The organism is Photobacterium kishitanii, from assembly GCF_003026355.1.
GTDB classification, from domain to species: domain Bacteria; phylum Pseudomonadota; class Gammaproteobacteria; order Enterobacterales; family Vibrionaceae; genus Photobacterium; species Photobacterium kishitanii.
Genome location: NZ_PYON01000002.1, coordinates 132,145 through 148,221, shown reverse-complemented (window position 1 = coordinate 148,221; position 16,077 = coordinate 132,145). Strand labels below are relative to the sequence as shown.

General features: G+C 38.8%; 11 protein-coding genes. 8 read left to right on the top strand and 3 right to left on the bottom strand.

Annotated elements, in window-relative coordinates; translation table 11 throughout:
• Positions 1 to 439 precede the first annotated feature (439 nt).
• Together C0W29_RS02850 and C0W29_RS02845 are read left to right on the top strand one after the other, a co-directional pair.
• Positions 440 to 1,744: an L-cysteine desulfidase family protein gene (locus C0W29_RS02850; protein WP_045045620.1), complete on the top strand. Its 1,305-nt coding sequence runs from the start codon at positions 440 to 442 to the stop codon at positions 1,742 to 1,744.
• Between the two features lie 597 nt (positions 1,745 to 2,341).
• Complete coding sequence (locus tag C0W29_RS02845) at positions 2,342 to 3,601, top strand: SLC5/6 family protein (RefSeq protein ID WP_107174128.1); 1,260 nt, start codon at positions 2,342 to 2,344, stop codon at positions 3,599 to 3,601.
• A gap of 82 nt (positions 3,602 to 3,683) precedes the next feature.
• On the opposite strand, the gene C0W29_RS02840 is transcribed toward C0W29_RS02845, so the two are convergent.
• From C0W29_RS02840 to C0W29_RS02830, 3 genes are all read right to left on the bottom strand, one after another.
• Complete coding sequence (locus tag C0W29_RS02840; protein ID WP_036791890.1) at positions 3,684 to 4,574, bottom strand: DMT family transporter; 891 nt, start codon at positions 4,572 to 4,574, stop codon at positions 3,684 to 3,686.
• A gap of 223 nt (positions 4,575 to 4,797) precedes the next feature.
• A complete protein-coding gene (locus C0W29_RS02835) occupies positions 4,798 to 5,355 on the bottom strand; it encodes a 3'-5' exonuclease (RefSeq protein ID WP_045043728.1) in 558 nt (185 codons plus the stop codon).
• A 109-nt stretch (positions 5,356 to 5,464) separates the two neighbouring features.
• On the bottom strand, positions 5,465 to 7,354 hold the full coding sequence (locus C0W29_RS02830) for an acyltransferase family protein (protein WP_045045621.1): 1,890 nt from the start codon (positions 7,352 to 7,354) through the stop codon (positions 5,465 to 5,467).
• A 323-nt stretch (positions 7,355 to 7,677) separates the two neighbouring features.
• Between C0W29_RS02830 and C0W29_RS02825 the strand changes: the two genes are divergently transcribed.
• From C0W29_RS02825 to C0W29_RS02800, 6 genes are all read left to right on the top strand, one after another.
• Positions 7,678 to 8,457: an AraC family transcriptional regulator gene (locus tag C0W29_RS02825; protein WP_045043727.1), complete on the top strand. Its 780-nt coding sequence runs from the start codon at positions 7,678 to 7,680 to the stop codon at positions 8,455 to 8,457.
• A 327-nt stretch (positions 8,458 to 8,784) separates the two neighbouring features.
• Positions 8,785 to 9,843, top strand: coding sequence for a PTS fructose transporter subunit EIIC (locus C0W29_RS02820; RefSeq protein WP_036791878.1), 1,059 nt, complete (start codon positions 8,785 to 8,787; stop codon positions 9,841 to 9,843).
• Between the two features lie 60 nt (positions 9,844 to 9,903).
• Positions 9,904 to 10,218 carry a PTS fructose-like transporter subunit IIB gene (locus C0W29_RS02815; protein ID WP_045043726.1) on the top strand — a complete coding sequence of 105 codons (315 nt, stop codon included), beginning with the start codon at positions 9,904 to 9,906 and terminating at the stop codon, positions 10,216 to 10,218.
• Positions 10,219 to 10,506: 288 nt separating this feature from the next.
• Positions 10,507 to 11,349: a helix-turn-helix transcriptional regulator gene (locus C0W29_RS02810; RefSeq protein WP_036791874.1), complete on the top strand. Its 843-nt coding sequence runs from the start codon at positions 10,507 to 10,509 to the stop codon at positions 11,347 to 11,349.
• 255 nt (positions 11,350 to 11,604) lie between these two features.
• Entirely contained in the window at positions 11,605 to 14,067 is a 2,463-nt protein-coding gene (locus tag C0W29_RS02805; protein ID WP_045045622.1) for a beta-mannosidase, read from the top strand.
• Positions 14,068 to 14,351: 284 nt separating this feature from the next.
• Positions 14,352 to 16,016, top strand: coding sequence for an ABC transporter substrate-binding protein (locus C0W29_RS02800; RefSeq protein ID WP_045043723.1), 1,665 nt, complete (start codon positions 14,352 to 14,354; stop codon positions 16,014 to 16,016).
• The last annotated feature ends 61 nt before the right edge of the window (positions 16,017 to 16,077 follow it).

Here is a 16,077-nt window from a genome sequence, read left to right as displayed (position 1 = left end):
TTCAACCAACGCAAACGTTTACCTTTTTAAAGAAAATAAAAGGCTGAAGTTATTGCTCCTCAACCTTTAGATAATCTTTCAAATGACAATGATACCTAGAAAGTGACTATCCCTGCCACCATAAACTGATATTTCAGCCCTTATAACAACAATTTTTTTATCATCACCATAAAAATCAGCCATCACTAACACAAAAAATAAACCCAATAAAACTGTGATCAATACAACAAAAACACCACCATGAGTTATTATTTTAGCAAAATTTGCTAATTAGCCTGATTGTAAGTAATGAATATACGATTTTTTTCTTTACGACTAAATGTATACTCGCAATCAATAAATGACATGCTCCGCTGACTAACTATTTACCTCGTAAATATGAAATTTTTCTTTTAGCCGTAATTTTTGACTCTTTTATACAGAGTATTAGGTGATTGCAATGAAACACACACTTTGGCCAGCATTTATTGATGTTGTAAAGCGCGATGTCGTTCCTGCTCTGGGTTGTACCGAACCTGTATCCGTTGCCTTAGCCGCAGCAATTGCTGTCAATAAGCTCAATATAAATCATCAAGACATTACAGCTATCAATGTCCTCGTTTCTGCTAATCTAATGAAAAATGGTATGGGTGTTACTGTTCCTGGCACAGGTATGGTAGGACTAGAAATAGCAGCCGCTGCAGGTGCGGTTGCTGGTGATAGCAGCGCGCAATTGGAAGTTCTCAAAAATCTAACGACTGACAATGTCGCTATAGCAAAAACAATGCTGGATAAAAAAATGGTAACGGTTAATGTTGCCAATGTTAGTAATATTCTTTACTCCAAAGTCACCATCTTTAGTGCCAACCATTCAGCAACGGTGACAATTGCAGATAGCCATACTCATGTATTAGCAATTGAAGAAGATGGCATCACAACTTATATTGCTGAGCCACAAAATACACTCAATCCTGCTCAAAAAACCATTAAGAGTAATCCTTTTATTGATGCGTGTGCACAAGACATTTTTGATTTTGCGACCCAAGCACCGCTAGCTGAGATTGAATTTATTAAGCAGGCTTATCAGCTCAACAACGATCTTTCTATTGAAGGTCTCCAAGGTAATTATGGCCTTCAAGTTGGTGCGACATTCCAACGCAGTGTTGAACGCGGTTTACTTGCCGGTGGCTTATTAACTGACGTATTACTTCGCACTGCTGCCGCTTCCGATGCCCGTATGGGCGGTGCGATGAAGCCTGCGATGAGTAATTCAGGCTCTGGTAACCAAGGTATTGCAGCCACCATGCCCGTTGTTGTAGTTGCTGAATTTATCAAAGCTGACGATGAGCAACTTATTCGCGCATTAATGTTGTCGCACCTAATGGCAATTTATATTAAAAGCTACCAAAACAAATTATCTGCATTATGTGGCGCAACCACCGCATCAATGGGTGCAGTGGCTGGCATGACATGGCTACTCGGTGGCGATATCAAGCAAATCAGCGCGGCAATCAACAGCATGATTGGTGATATTGCAGGTATGATTTGTGATGGTGCAAAAACGAGCTGCGCAATGAAAGTATCATCGTCAGCAGGCTCTGCCGTAAAATCAGCATTGATGGCGCTAGATGGCATTGGGGTCACGGGTAATGAAGGTATTGTTGCACACGATGTTGACAGTACAATTCGTAACTTATCAGCACTGGCCAATGGCTCAATGACACAAACGGATGTACAGATCCTTGATATCATGATTAATAAATAACCATACATTCAGTAAGATAGAGAGTAACTCCTCTAGATATATAGAAAAGGCTAGGTAACTCGTTTGCTTTTTTATGTTTATCTAGAGGATTATATTGTCTTATTCCTATAATCCTCAGCAAAAAACAGTCAAAACTGCGTTTTACTCCTCCTTGATATTCTTTTTAGATATATATTATTACCTCTAGTTATTTAAAAAACACCCTATTAGCGCAATAATTCCCGCAATAAACAACGCGAACACTATTAGAAAAACCACTGCCTAACTTATAAAAATAACACTACCCTACATTCTGTTATTACGACATTTTGTGCGTTTACGCATTATTATTATTTTTGATAAGTGGTTATAAAACATTTAAATAACATCAACTTAAAGCATACTTCATGAGCAATAAGCACTCTTTCACTGCTCTTTAGTTATAGTTTGACGGTTTTATATTTCTAACAAGACGCGAACACGGTTGGCCATACCGCCGCCAAAATAATAAGCCAAACATTGTGTTTGGGTTAACTATTCAAGGCTGAAATTAATATGAACCAAACAGTCAAGATATCTCCAGCAACAACGAACACGCCATTGCATGTTCGAGCCAATATGACCCAAGAACAATGGCAACAAGCGATCAAATTTGACAATGTAGACATCGGTTGGATAGTGATGAGCATTGGTATGGCTGTCGGTGCAGGGATAGTATTCTTACCGGTTCAAGTCGGAGTGATGGGGTTATGGGTCTTTTTGCTATCCGCAGTAATTGGCTACCCTGCGATGTATTTATTCCAAAAATTATTTATTAATACTTTAGCTGAATCAAAAAAATGTACTGACTATCCTGGTGTAATTTCCGGTTATTTAGGCAAAAACTGGGGCATTGTATTAGGGATATTATATTTCTTAATGTTAGTGATCTGGGTGTTGGTTTATTCATTAACCGTGACCAATGATAGCGCCTCTTACTTACATTCCTTTGGAATAACCAAAACTCATCTCAACAATAATGTATTTTATGGCTTAGCCTTAATTAGCTTATTAAGTTATATCGGCTCGAAAAGTGAAAAGTTCTTATTTAAAATATCTGGCTTTATGGCGGTAACAGTATTGCTATTAGTTGCAGTGATGGCGGTATTATTAGTCCCACAATGGAGTTTTGATAATATTACCCCGGTGGCAAACTGGGGCTTAATGCTTAAAAATGCCATTATTACTTTACCCTTTACACTGACATCGATTCTGTTCATTCAATCATTGAGCCCAATGGTTATTTCTTACCGCTCACATGAAAAATCGATTGAAGTTGCACGCTACAAAGCAACTCGAGCCATGAAAATTGCTTTCACTATTCTATTTGTGGTGGTGTTTTTCTTTGCAATATCCTTTACTTTTGCAATCAATCAAACCGAAGCAAAACATGCGATGGCATTGAATATTTCAGCTCTCGCCATGATTGCCCATTACTTTCCTGGTAGTTGGGCGACGATTGTTGGAATTGTGATCAATATCTTTGCCGTAGTGACATCATTCTTTGGGGTTTTCCTCGCCTTTAAAGAAGCGTGTCGTGGTTTAGCAATGAATATATTAGAGCGTAAATTTGAAAGTCATAAGATTAACACTAAGCTGGTTGATAAATTTACCACTCTTTTTATTATCTTGGTGGCATGGGGCGCCGTTGCTTTAAATCTACCCATCCTATCATTTACCTCTATCTGTTCACCGATATTCGGTATTGTTGGCTGTTTGATTCCAGCGTATTTAGTGTATCAAGTTCCTCAGTTACACCAATATAAAGGCATCGCAACTAACCTTATTATTGTCACTGGTGTTTTACTGTGTATTTCACCATTACTGGCTTTTATTTAACACCAGCGTTATAGAGAGTTAAAAAAACGCCGCAATCATGATGATTGCGGCGTTTTTATTTATACATTAAATAACACTCTAACTATGCGATAACCGCTTCAACGACCTTCTTCGCTTTCGCACGTTTTTGCGCCATTGCAACCCCGGATAACACCATAATACCACCAACATAATGGTAGGTATGTAAATGCTCACCTAACATCACACTCGCAATACCTGCCGCCATAATTGGCAACAAGTTCATGAACATCGCCGTCCTATCTGCGCCTAAACGCTCAATGCTTTGCATCCACAACCATGGCGCTAATACTGATGCGAGTAATGCAGCATACATAATGAGAGGTGCAGCTGCTGCTGTGATAGCCATGCGATGACTCGTTAACAGTAACGGCGTTAACATCACTACCGCAAATAGACACTGCACATAAACTGAGTGCCAATTTGAAATCGGCATTTTCCAGCGTTTAAGTAACACACAATATAAGGCATACACCACAGCTGCGATCAGCATTAACGCATCGCCTTGCTTGATACCCTGACTCACTAAGCTACTTACATGGCCATGACTTAACATTAATACCAAACCACTTAATGATAAAACCGCCCCTACGAGTGCGAAAGGTGATAAGCGTTGACCTAATAATGGCACACTTAAAAACATACTCACCAATGGCACCAATGAAATAATCAATGCAATGTTGGTTGCACTCGTGGTCGCTGCGGCAAAATAGCCTAATGATTGGTTAAGAACCATTCCAAGTAAGCCCAAAAAAGCTAACTTAGTGAGATAAGGTTTAATAATTGCTCGTTCACGCCACACAGACTTAGCTAAAAAAGGGGTTAACGCAACTAAAGCAAAAAACCAACGATAAAAAGAAATCGCTCCAGGATCGATGACACTAAATGCCATCTTATTGACAATGGCATTCCCTGCCCAGATTGCAACAGTAAAAAAAGGTAATAAATAGAACATTGTCGGCCTTAGATAAAACAGTCATTTCAATAAAGGAAATTGAAATAGATAACGAGGTTATTTTGTCACTTCCTATGAGAAACATATATTCGTGATCGGACATAGAAAATGCTTAGTCGGACATTTATGGATTTAAACGAAAAAACCCTAAATTTCTTACTCTGTGTCAGAATGTAAAAAATTTAAGGTTTAGAAAAGGGAGTATTTTTATTCACCAACCACACTAATCGTTCGTTAATGACTCTTTATCACAGAACATCGTCGCGGCTAATCGAGCCAGATTATAAGCATCAACATAACCTGAGTGCTGACGCCCTTCCCAACTCACACCTGCAATTTCCATCGCAGCACGTTGCCCAAGGCGCTTATTCGTTACATGGCGTTGTAATTTAAATAGCGTCGCTAAATTTATATACTCACGAAATGGTACTTTTAACTCTTTAGCTGCACATTCTTTCTTTAAAATACGATCATCATGGCCCCAAGCGGCATAGATTTTATGACGACCACCAAACTTTTGTTCAATAGAACGTAAAATAGTCGCTAATGGCTTACCATTTTTTTCAATCAAATCAGGCTTAATACCCGTTAATTCAGTGCAAAAAGGCGAAATTTCATCATGTTCAGGTCGAACATAATGTTGAGCACGTCGCACAATACGACCGGTATTTAAATCCAGTTCCGCCACTCCAATTTCGATGATTTCACCAGTTCGCGATGTGCGGCCATCATTCCAGCAGCACATTTCGAGGTCAAAACAGACAATACGATCAAAATTCATTAAGTTATCCAAGAGTCACGGAGTAAAACGGGCGCAGATAATACCATTTTGTCACAGTGGGTTCATCCTTCCGCGGCAGATTATTATTCCTAATATATAAACAGCAAAACTAAATGACTATCTGCGACACAAGTTTCTCAGCCCCTTGCTGTGAGGCATGATGAGCATCATGATACAAAGGATGTGAATCTCGCACCGCGTAACAATAACGAGCATCACAAAACTCTTTTTGTGAATCGATAAAATGAACATTAGCTGGATATCGAGCTTGTTTAAAATGATGCAGAATATCGTAATTACGCTGTTCATAATAGGTTTTTGACATTGATACAATATCTTTAACTGGCTTACCTACCCAATAATTTTCATAGAATAACTTACTAATACTACGTCCCATTTCTGGTACAGGCTTTATCACGTAAACATTTTTTTTGGTATGAGCTAATTGTAAAACCAATTTATCAAATGCGGTTAATATCCCCGCATACTCTGGCATTTTTTTATGTGCTAACTGCGGATATATACCTTCATTTTCACCATATAACCCAGCTGAGTAGCGATTAATCAACACCACATTTTGAATCTTTTTATTTTGTAAAATATAGTCAGCAGCTTCGTTATACCACCGTGAGCAGAGGCTGAAGTTATTTTTTTGGCCATACGAGGGAATACAACCAGCAAAGCTAAAGTGTTTAAGTCCTTGATCAGTGGCTTTTAGGCGATTAGCTAAGGCATAACTAATACTAATAGCATGACTATCTCCTAATACCGCCCAATCAATATTATGACCATAATATTCACATGCTTTAGTCGGGTCTTGGTAGCTATAAATATGGCAATTATCACGATTAGGGGTTGGCTTTATATCTTTAACAATATTATTCACACTGGTTGGAAATCTATCAACAGCGAAACCATGATGTTTAAATACCACCGCAGCAACGCCCCCAACCACAATAATTAACCACAATGGTATAGAGGTTATTATTTGACGCGGTATTGATACTGATTTAGTCAACACTTTACGATTTTCAATATAGCGATAACTTAAATACCCTAATAATATCGAAATAGGAAGACCGACAAATTCAAAATATGGGATAGATAGATAATACCCAATTACGACTAACGGCCAGTGCCATAAATAAATGGAATACGACCATGTACCTAATCGTTGTAAAATAGGGTGATCAAAAAAGCTATGGTGACGATTAGCAATAATAATAAGAAAAGCGCCTTCAACGGGCATTAATGCTAAATATCCCGGCCACATGTCTTGCTCACCCATAGTACTATAAGCAGCAATAATTAAGAGTACCCCTAGCCACTGACAATATTTCTTATTATTTTCATTAAGTTGAATTGGATACAAATACGCTAATCCACCTAACATCATTTCCCATCCACGCGCAGGAAGAAGAAAATAGGCGTAAGTCGGATTTTGATAACTAATATACAGATTAAATACAAAACCACAGCCAGTAATAATCACTAGTATTTTCTTTATACTATTGATACTAAAAACTTTTTCAAGAACAACCAATACTACAGGGTAAATGATATAAAATTGCCATTCCACAGAGAGAGACCAAGTGTGTAATAGCCATTTTTCATGAGATCCAGCATCAAAATAACCAGATTCTTTAAAATAAAAAATGTTAGAGATAAAACCGCTACTGCCAGCAATATGCTTACCCAAAATTCGATAATCTACGGGCGTTAAGTAAAACCAACCTAATATTAATAATACACAGCACATCGCCATCAATGGAGGAATAATACGATTAGCACGGGATATATAAAACTTAATAATAGAGAAATTATTATTTTCTAATCCTCTAAATATAATACTGGTCATTAGAAAACCAGAAATAACAAAAAAAACATCAACGCCAGCAAAACCACCAGGAATACGAACCCAAGGCGGATTAAAATGAAACAATACCACCGCAATAACGGCTAAGGCACGTAAGCCATTTATATCAGTTCTAAATCTCATAACATTCCTATATAGCTCACGGGTGGAATTGTGATAAAAAAATAAAGAGTCAGAAAATAAACGATTACATCAATGCGAATGTCATAAAAAAAACAATAATAATTTTAATTGCAAAAATAGTCTTCAAAATAAAAAATATACATGAATAACAAATACAATATTATTATTTAAAATATATTTATTAATTATTGGATTAATATTAAATTACGTTATTTAATTAGCACTTGGCACTATAAAAGTAATTACTCATATCAATTGCCTCTTTCATCTCCTTCTTAGTGGCTGATATACTTATAATTTCGCAATGTTGTTTGGATCAAATCATGGCTACTATTTACAACCCTGTTATTGATAATAACAATCCTCCTGATGATATATTTTTTGTCCATGAAGTGTTTGAGCCAGATACAAGCACCCTCAATCATAGTCATTACTGGGGACAGTTACATCTTGTAAGCAATGGTATTATTGAACTTAGCACTGCGAGCAAACGTTTTTTAGCGCCACCACGTTATGCACTATGGATGCCACCGATGATAGAGCATAAAAGCTACATTCGACGCAGTCTTAATTACTGTTCAATGAATATTTGTCCACCGCTGTCAGATAAACTCCCCGCTTACCCTTGTTTATTAGAAGTCAGTGCAATTATGACCGCTATCATTGAGGATCTACGTCAGCGTCAGATTACGGTCGCAACCAGCGAACAGGATAAACACTTAATCACGGTATTATTTGATCAAGTATTACTGTGTGAAGAACACGATCAATTTTTACCCACCAGCGAAGATAAGTTATTACAGCCGATTTTAATTGAATTAGAACATAATCCGATTAATAACCTTTCCTTAGCACAATGGGCACAACAACTGCACACGACTGAACGTACCTTAGCACGCCATTATAAAAATAAATTGGGGATCAGTTTTACAGAGTGGCGACAACGACGTAGATTTATCTATTCGCTCCATCTATTACGCCAAGGAATGTCAGTTAACGAAACGGCGTTAACGTTAGGTTATCATCAAGCCTCACCGTTTATTACGCTATTTAAAAAATACACTGGTGCAACACCAGATCAATATCGTCTTCGGTTAGATTAATCCACCTTTACTGCCACGATCAATTATACAAAGCACCATAATATTAGGCTGTTAAAGCTTAATTTTTGTTGCTGCAATCAAAAGCAAACACCATTCGCGCATGTTATGTGCGCTAGATCTCTTTATCCCCACCTCAAACCTGAGAGTTAAATCACATCTCATTTGGCTGGTTACAAATGTCCAGCAAATGCACGTTTTATCCCATACTTATAATTTTTTTAGCCGCACATAATGGCTCCAACAAAACGGCTTATCGCCATCTTAAACCTGTTATGTTCTTGTCCTTATCCGTGGCCAACGTTGTCATAACGAAATGGAGTTATTCTTATGAAAAACCAATTGTCGCAATTAAAACGGCACCTATTAACTGGTACCAGTCATATGTTACCGTTCGTTGTTGCTGGCGGTGTATTACTTGCACTTTCAGTAATGCTAGGTGGTAAAGGCGCAGTTCCTCAAGGTGTATTCCTTGAAGGCCTTTGGGACATGGGTATCGCAGGTTTCACATTATTCGTACCAGTGCTAGGTGGCTACATTGCTTACTCTATCGCTGACCGTCCAGCTCTTGCGCCAGGTATGATTGGTGCTTACCTTGCTAACCAAGTTAACGCCGGCTTTATTGGCGCAATCATTGTCGGTTTCATTGCCGGTTACGTAGTACTACAACTAAAACGTATTCCGCTATCGAACAAACTCAAAGCCATCTCAACTTATTTCATTCTTCCTATTGGTGGTACGTTCATTGTTTCAGGTCTTGTTATCTGGGTTATCGGTGCGCCGATTGCAATGGCAATGGAAGGCATGAATGCATGGCTTCAAGGCATGGCTGGCACATCTAAAGCATTCTTAGGTGTCATTCTAGGTGGTATGACTGCCTTTGATATGGGTGGCCCTATCAACAAAGTAGCAACCCTATTTGCTCAAACACAAGTTGGTACTCAACCATGGTTAATGGGTGGTGTTGGTGTTGCTATCTGTGTACCGCCACTAGGTATGTTCCTTGCAACTCTTTTATCGCCTAAGCGTTACTCTGATGAAGAGCGTGAAGCAGGTAAAGCAGCTGGAATCATGGGCTGTATCGGTATCACTGAAGGTGCAATCCCATTCGCAGCCTCAGATCCAATGCGTGTAATCCCTTCAATCGTCGTTGGTGGCATCGTTGGTAACGTAACAGCATTCTTATTTGGTGTACTAAACCATGCGCCATGGGGCGGTCTGATTGTACTACCCGTAGTTGATGGTCGTATCTTCTACGTGGTTGCTATCATTGCCGGCTCAGTAACAACAGCACTAATGGTTAACTTCCTTAAAAAACCGATTGAACAACGTCAAAATGATAAAGCACCAGTCGCTGCTTCTGATGACCTTGACCTAAGTTTTGATTAATAACATCGCATTCACTTATCAACATGCTAAATGCATTCAATAATAAATTTGGAGATTCACATGAAATTATTAGGTATTACATCTTGCCCATCTGGTGTTGCACACACGTACATGGCAGCAGAAGCACTAGAAACAGCGGCAAAAGCAAAAGGTTGGGATGTTAAGATTGAAACACAAGGCTCTATCGGCATTGAAAATGAAATTACGATGAGTGATGTAGCTGACGCTGATATCGTGATTCTAACGAAAGACATTGCGATTAAAAACGAAGAGCGTTTCGCGGGTAAAAAAATTGTCCGTGTTGGTGTGGCTGATGCGGTAAAGAAAGCACCACAAATCATGGATAAAATTGAAGCGCATCTAGCTCAAGCTTAATGCCACATAAGACACGACTAAATTAAAGTGTCTCAATTTCCCCCTAAAACAAAGCCACCTTAGATCACGTTCTTTAAGGTGGCTTTTTCTATAACAACTCAAAAATGCGCATAATACTTCTACCAACTCAATAAACTTGTATCAACATAACAAATTCAAAAGCATTGTATCGCATTCAATAACTAGCTAAATAATAATACGCACATTAACACATAAGGTACGTTTAATACGTCTGTATCGATTTGTTAGTCCACGTCCATGAAAAATAACAATAAGTAGACGCAAGACATGCATAATATTTTTATCGATTTACTCGATAGTGCCATTTCTGATTTTGAATCTTTAAATGACATCTGGTTTGCAGGTGATTCATTACTGCCACTTGAATCGAGTTACCAAGTTAACTTTCCACGCTTAGAATTAGTATTTAAAGGCCGCTATGCCAATAGTTTTGATAACCAACAACCAGACATCACCGATGTCACGCTTGGGGTTGGTGACGCATTATTCATTCCCGCCAACGCGTGGAATAAACCTGACTGGCAACACGAATGCTCAGTATTAAGCTTATTATTTGGTAAAAGTCAGCTTGGCTTTAGCTTAGTCAGTAAGCGTGAGAATGAAGATGGTTTTTATGATGTCCAAAAATACAGTGTGCCACAACGTAGTAGCCATGCTATCGATCATATTCTCAATGCGCTATCAAGCCTCACCCACGAAAAGAAAAAACAGCCGGCGGATAAATTTTTATTAATCGCATTACTGTGTTACTGCAAAGATATGTTGGAAATGCCGACCACCGATTGTACTCGCCGTAGCCAAGATTTATTTAAAGGTATTTGTATTTACGTGCAAGAAAACTTCCATCGCAATATCAACCGCAATACTGTTGCTGAGCGGTTTAATATTTCCCCAAATCACTTGTCACGTTTATTTCGTCAAGAAGGCCATATGCGCTTTGCCGATTATATTGCCTGGGTACGATTGGAGCGGGCTAAATTTATGTTAAAACGCTACAACTTCCGTTTGGAGGAAGTCGCGACTCGCTGTGGCTACCATGATTCTAATTATTTTTGTCGAGTCTTTAAGCGAAAAACAGGCAAGACTCCTACCGAATACCGAGTCCATTAATTAACCAAGCAGTGGTTGTTAACTACTGCTTTTTTAATCCACATAATTAAAAATTTTCAGCGTAACTTATTGTTAATTGCAACAATAGTGACTAACGACAAAAGTGATATAAGCCGGTCACAAATCCATCAAATTGATACAAAAGTCCAGTTATTGCATGTTTAATCCACTGCTAATTCACTTTATATAGTAATACACTCTTATTTCATTGTGTTTCGTGTTGCTTCATTTTCACACAATAATAAGGATTGTTACGTGTCACATATTTCATTAGATGGTCAGTGGACGCTCACTTCACCTCAGCATTCTCATATTCATACAACGTGCACCTTACCTGGTGATGTTCACTCTGCTCTTATCGCTGCAGATTTATTACCGCAACCTTACTATGGCTGTAACGAAACGTTAATTCAGTGGGTTGGTGAAAGTGAATGGTTACTTACTCGTGAATTCACTGTCGAACAAGATCAGCTTGATGTAACAGCCTTTGATTTAGATTTATCGTTTGTTGATACCATGGCGGTAATTTGTATTAATGGTACCCAAGTGTTGACCTGCAGTAATATGTTTCGTCTTTATCAGGTTGATGTACTGCCTTATCTACAGCGCGGTATTAACCATATTAGTATTGCATTGGCGCGTAATGATATTGAAGCCAAACGCCGCGCGGATAGATTGCCTTTTGCTGTACCGTGGGCCGTGGGTAATAATCAAATTCCGCATATGAATACCCTTCGTAAAACGCAATGTCATGCTGGTTGGGATTGGGGCATTTGTTTATTATCAACTGGCGTATACCAGTCACTGACATTAACCCCTGTGTATCACACCCGTTTACACCATGTTGGTACTCAACAAACATGGCTAACCAATGGCAGCTGTGAAGTCAGGTTTACTATTGAATACGAAGTAATAACTGCACATGCGGAGCAAACACTTACACTCGATTTTAATCAGCAACTGCACACTATTAGCCTAGATAGTGCAACCAAAGGCCACCAAACGATAACAACAACGGTTATTGTGACTAAGCCACAACGGTGGTGGCCCGCGGGCTATGGTGCTCAACCGTTATATCCATTGGTTGTTACCCTCGATAATCAAACCATCACCAAAAAACTCGGTTTGCGCGAATTAGTATTAAATACTCAAGCTGATGATATTGGTAGTGCAATGACATTTGTCGTTAATGGTAATGCAATCACCGCCAAAGGAGCTAACTGGATTCCACTAGATGCCCTGCCTAGTCGTCAGACACCAGAACGTTACCGTCAATTATTAGAAGATGCCGTTGCGGCTAATATGAATATGATCCGCGTTTGGGGCGGTGGTATGTATGAGCACGATATTTTTTATGAATTGTGCGATGAACTCGGATTATTGGTATGGCAGGATCTGATGTTTGCCTGTGCGTTGTATCCATCAACCCCTGAATTTTTAGCGGATGTTGAATTAGAAATTCGAGATCAAGTTAAACGCTTAGCCGCTCACCCATCACTGGCATTATGGTGTGGTGATAATGAAGTGATTGGTGCTATTGGCTGGTATGACGAATCTAAACACAATCGTGAAAAATATGTGGTTAACTACGACCGTTTAAATCGCATGCTGCAACAAGTGGTTGAACAGTACGATCCAAGTCGTCGTTTTTGGGCCAGTTCACCGTGTAATGGCGAACTCGATTTTGGTGATGCATGGCATGATGATAACCGTGGTGATATGCATTTTTGGGATGTATGGCATTCAGGTAAATCGTTTGATGCTTACCACAGTGTTAAGCCACGTTTTTGTTCCGAATTTGGTTATCAATCATGGCCATCACTGCCAACGGTCAAAACCTTTGCTGATGTTGAAGATTGGAACGTCACCTCACCGACTTTTGAACAGCATCAAAAAAATGGCCGTGGTAACAGTATTATTACCGAGATGTTTACCCGTTATTTCCGCTTCCCGGTCGGTTTTGCCAATATGTTGTACTTAAGCCAAGTCCAACAAGCATTAGCAATAAAAACCGCAACTGAATTTTGGCGTGCAAATAAACAACATTGTCGCGGCATTCTTTATTGGCAACTTAATGATTGCTGGCCTGTAAGCTCATGGTCGAGCATTGAATATACCGGACGCTGGAAACAGCTCCATCACCATGCTAAACGTTTCTTCGCACCGGTATTAGCAACATTTATTCAGCAACCGCAACAGCCATTATGCCTACATGTGGTTAATGATCATCATCAATCAATGCCAATTACCGGAAAGGTGATCAAGGTAGATTGGCAAGGTAATGTCGTTGCGACATGGCCATTAGAGACACAGTTAACCCCAGATAGCAGTGCTATTCTATGGCGATCTGATGAAGCTCTAACAGCGGCTGAAACCAAACAGTTTTTTTACCATGTTAGCTTAACTTGTGCAGATGGGAGTGTGACAGAAAATGATCATTTCCCGTGTTTATTTAAACATGCACAATTACAGCATTCGACTATTGCCGCCACCTGGCAGCAAGATAACGATAGTATTTGGCTAGAATTAGACTGTGATCACCCAGCATTATTTGTTGAACCACAACTTGAATGTCAGGGGCGCTTTAATGACAGTAGCTTTACTTTATTACCAAGCCATATAACGGGTGCTAAACATCGAATTGATTATATTGGTGAGTGTGATCTTGAAACACTAAAACAAAATTTAACCTTATATCATCTTCGAGGCACATATTAATTTATAAACTTTATTAAACCATATTAATAATAATTCAAATACGCATATTTTTATATGCGTATCTTGTTACGACTTTTATTTTCAAACTTTTTATTCCTATTTAATCTTTAAATATAAAAATGAGATCAGCACCATATTAAATAAATAATAAAAGTAAAAATAATATTTGCGACCATGTTCAAATTAATCACATTCAAAAGAAATAATAGTAATTAATACATATAACCAGCTTACACCATGTTTAACACGGAATTTAAACCCTACATCTATAATAAGGAATCTTCATGATTATAAATAAAGCGCATAGCTTAGCGTTAGTGACATTAGCTGCCCTTAGCGCACCAACAGCTTTTGCTGAAGAAAAAAATCACCTAACGATTGTGGCTGATTTTTACCCCACGATGATACGTAACTTTAACCCCTACCTTGCGACAAACTTACGTACCACCTCCGACTTTATTTATGAGCCTTTAGTCATTTTTAACCAAATGCACGGTAATAAGCCCGTTATGCGGTTAGCTAAAAATTACTACATGTCTGATGATCTTATGCAGGTGACATTTGAAATCCGTGAAGGTGTAAAGTGGTCTGATGGTAAGCCCTTTACCGCAGAAGATGTCGTATATTCATTCCAACTTATTCATGATAAGCCAGAACTTGATCCTAAAAGCATGGACAACTGGATCAAGCGTGTTTATCAAGATGGTAACAAGGTTATTTTTGAATTAACTGAAGCGAATTCTAACTTACCTTATGAAATATCTACGATTCCTATCGTACCCAAACATATTTGGAAAGACATTAAAAACCCGGAACTATTTACTAATGAAAACCCTATCGGCTCAGGTCCATTTACAGAAATCGAGACTTTTACTCCGCAGCTATATGTGCAATGTCGTAACCCTAATTATTGGGATAATGACAATCTTGAAGTTGACTGTCTGCGAGTACCACAAATTGCCACTAACGATCAGTTACTCAATAAAATCATTAAGTCAGAGCTCGACTGGACCAGTGCCTTTATTCCTGACGTTGATATGATCTATGCCGCCCGTAACCCCAACCATAAATACTGGTACCCTGCTGCTAGCACACAAGCTTTTATGATGAACTTCAAATCGCCGCACCCTGGTAATAACGAAGCCATTAATAATATTGATTTCCGCCGCGCACTTTCTATGGCGATCGATCGCCAAAAAATCATTGATGTCGCCTTCTATGGTAATGGCATTGTTAATGATTACGCATCAGGGCTAGGAAAAGGCTTAGAGTTCTGGGCAAATAAAGATATTTATAATCAATACAAAGGCTTCAACACCTATAATATTGATAATGCAAAGGCACTATTAGCTCAAGCGGGCTTTAAAGACATTGATGGCGATGGCTATATTGAAACCCCAACAGGCAAAAAAATAGAAATTGAAATTCAATCACCTACAGGTTGGACCGATTTTAATAACACCGTTCAACTCGGGGTTGAACAACTGCAAATAGCCGGTATTAATGCTAAAGCCAGAACCTCTGACTTTGCTGTTTATAACCAAGCGATGACCAGTGGTAGTTATGATATGGCCTACACTAATTACTTCAACGGTGCCGATCCCTACCGTTATTGGAACAGCGCCTATCACTCCCGTTACCAAGAAGGTGCCAGCATGCCACGCTTTGCGATGCACTTCTTTAAAAACGCTGAACTAGACCAATTGCTTGATAGCTTCTACAAAACAGCCAATCAAGATCAACAAAAAGATATTGCCCATAAGATCCAGAAAATCATTGCAGAAAATCAAATCACCATTCCTGTAATGTCTGGCGTTGATGTCTACCAATTCAATGAAAGTCGTTACACCGGTTGGTGGAGCAGTGACAATCCTAAAGGCCGTCCTTTAGCTTGGTCTGGTGTACCTGAGCGTTTATTACACGTATTAGATCTTAAACCAAAAGCATAATAAATAAATACCGCAACAGCACTTTCGGTTGCGGTTTTTATTTCTCGAATATATATCTTTA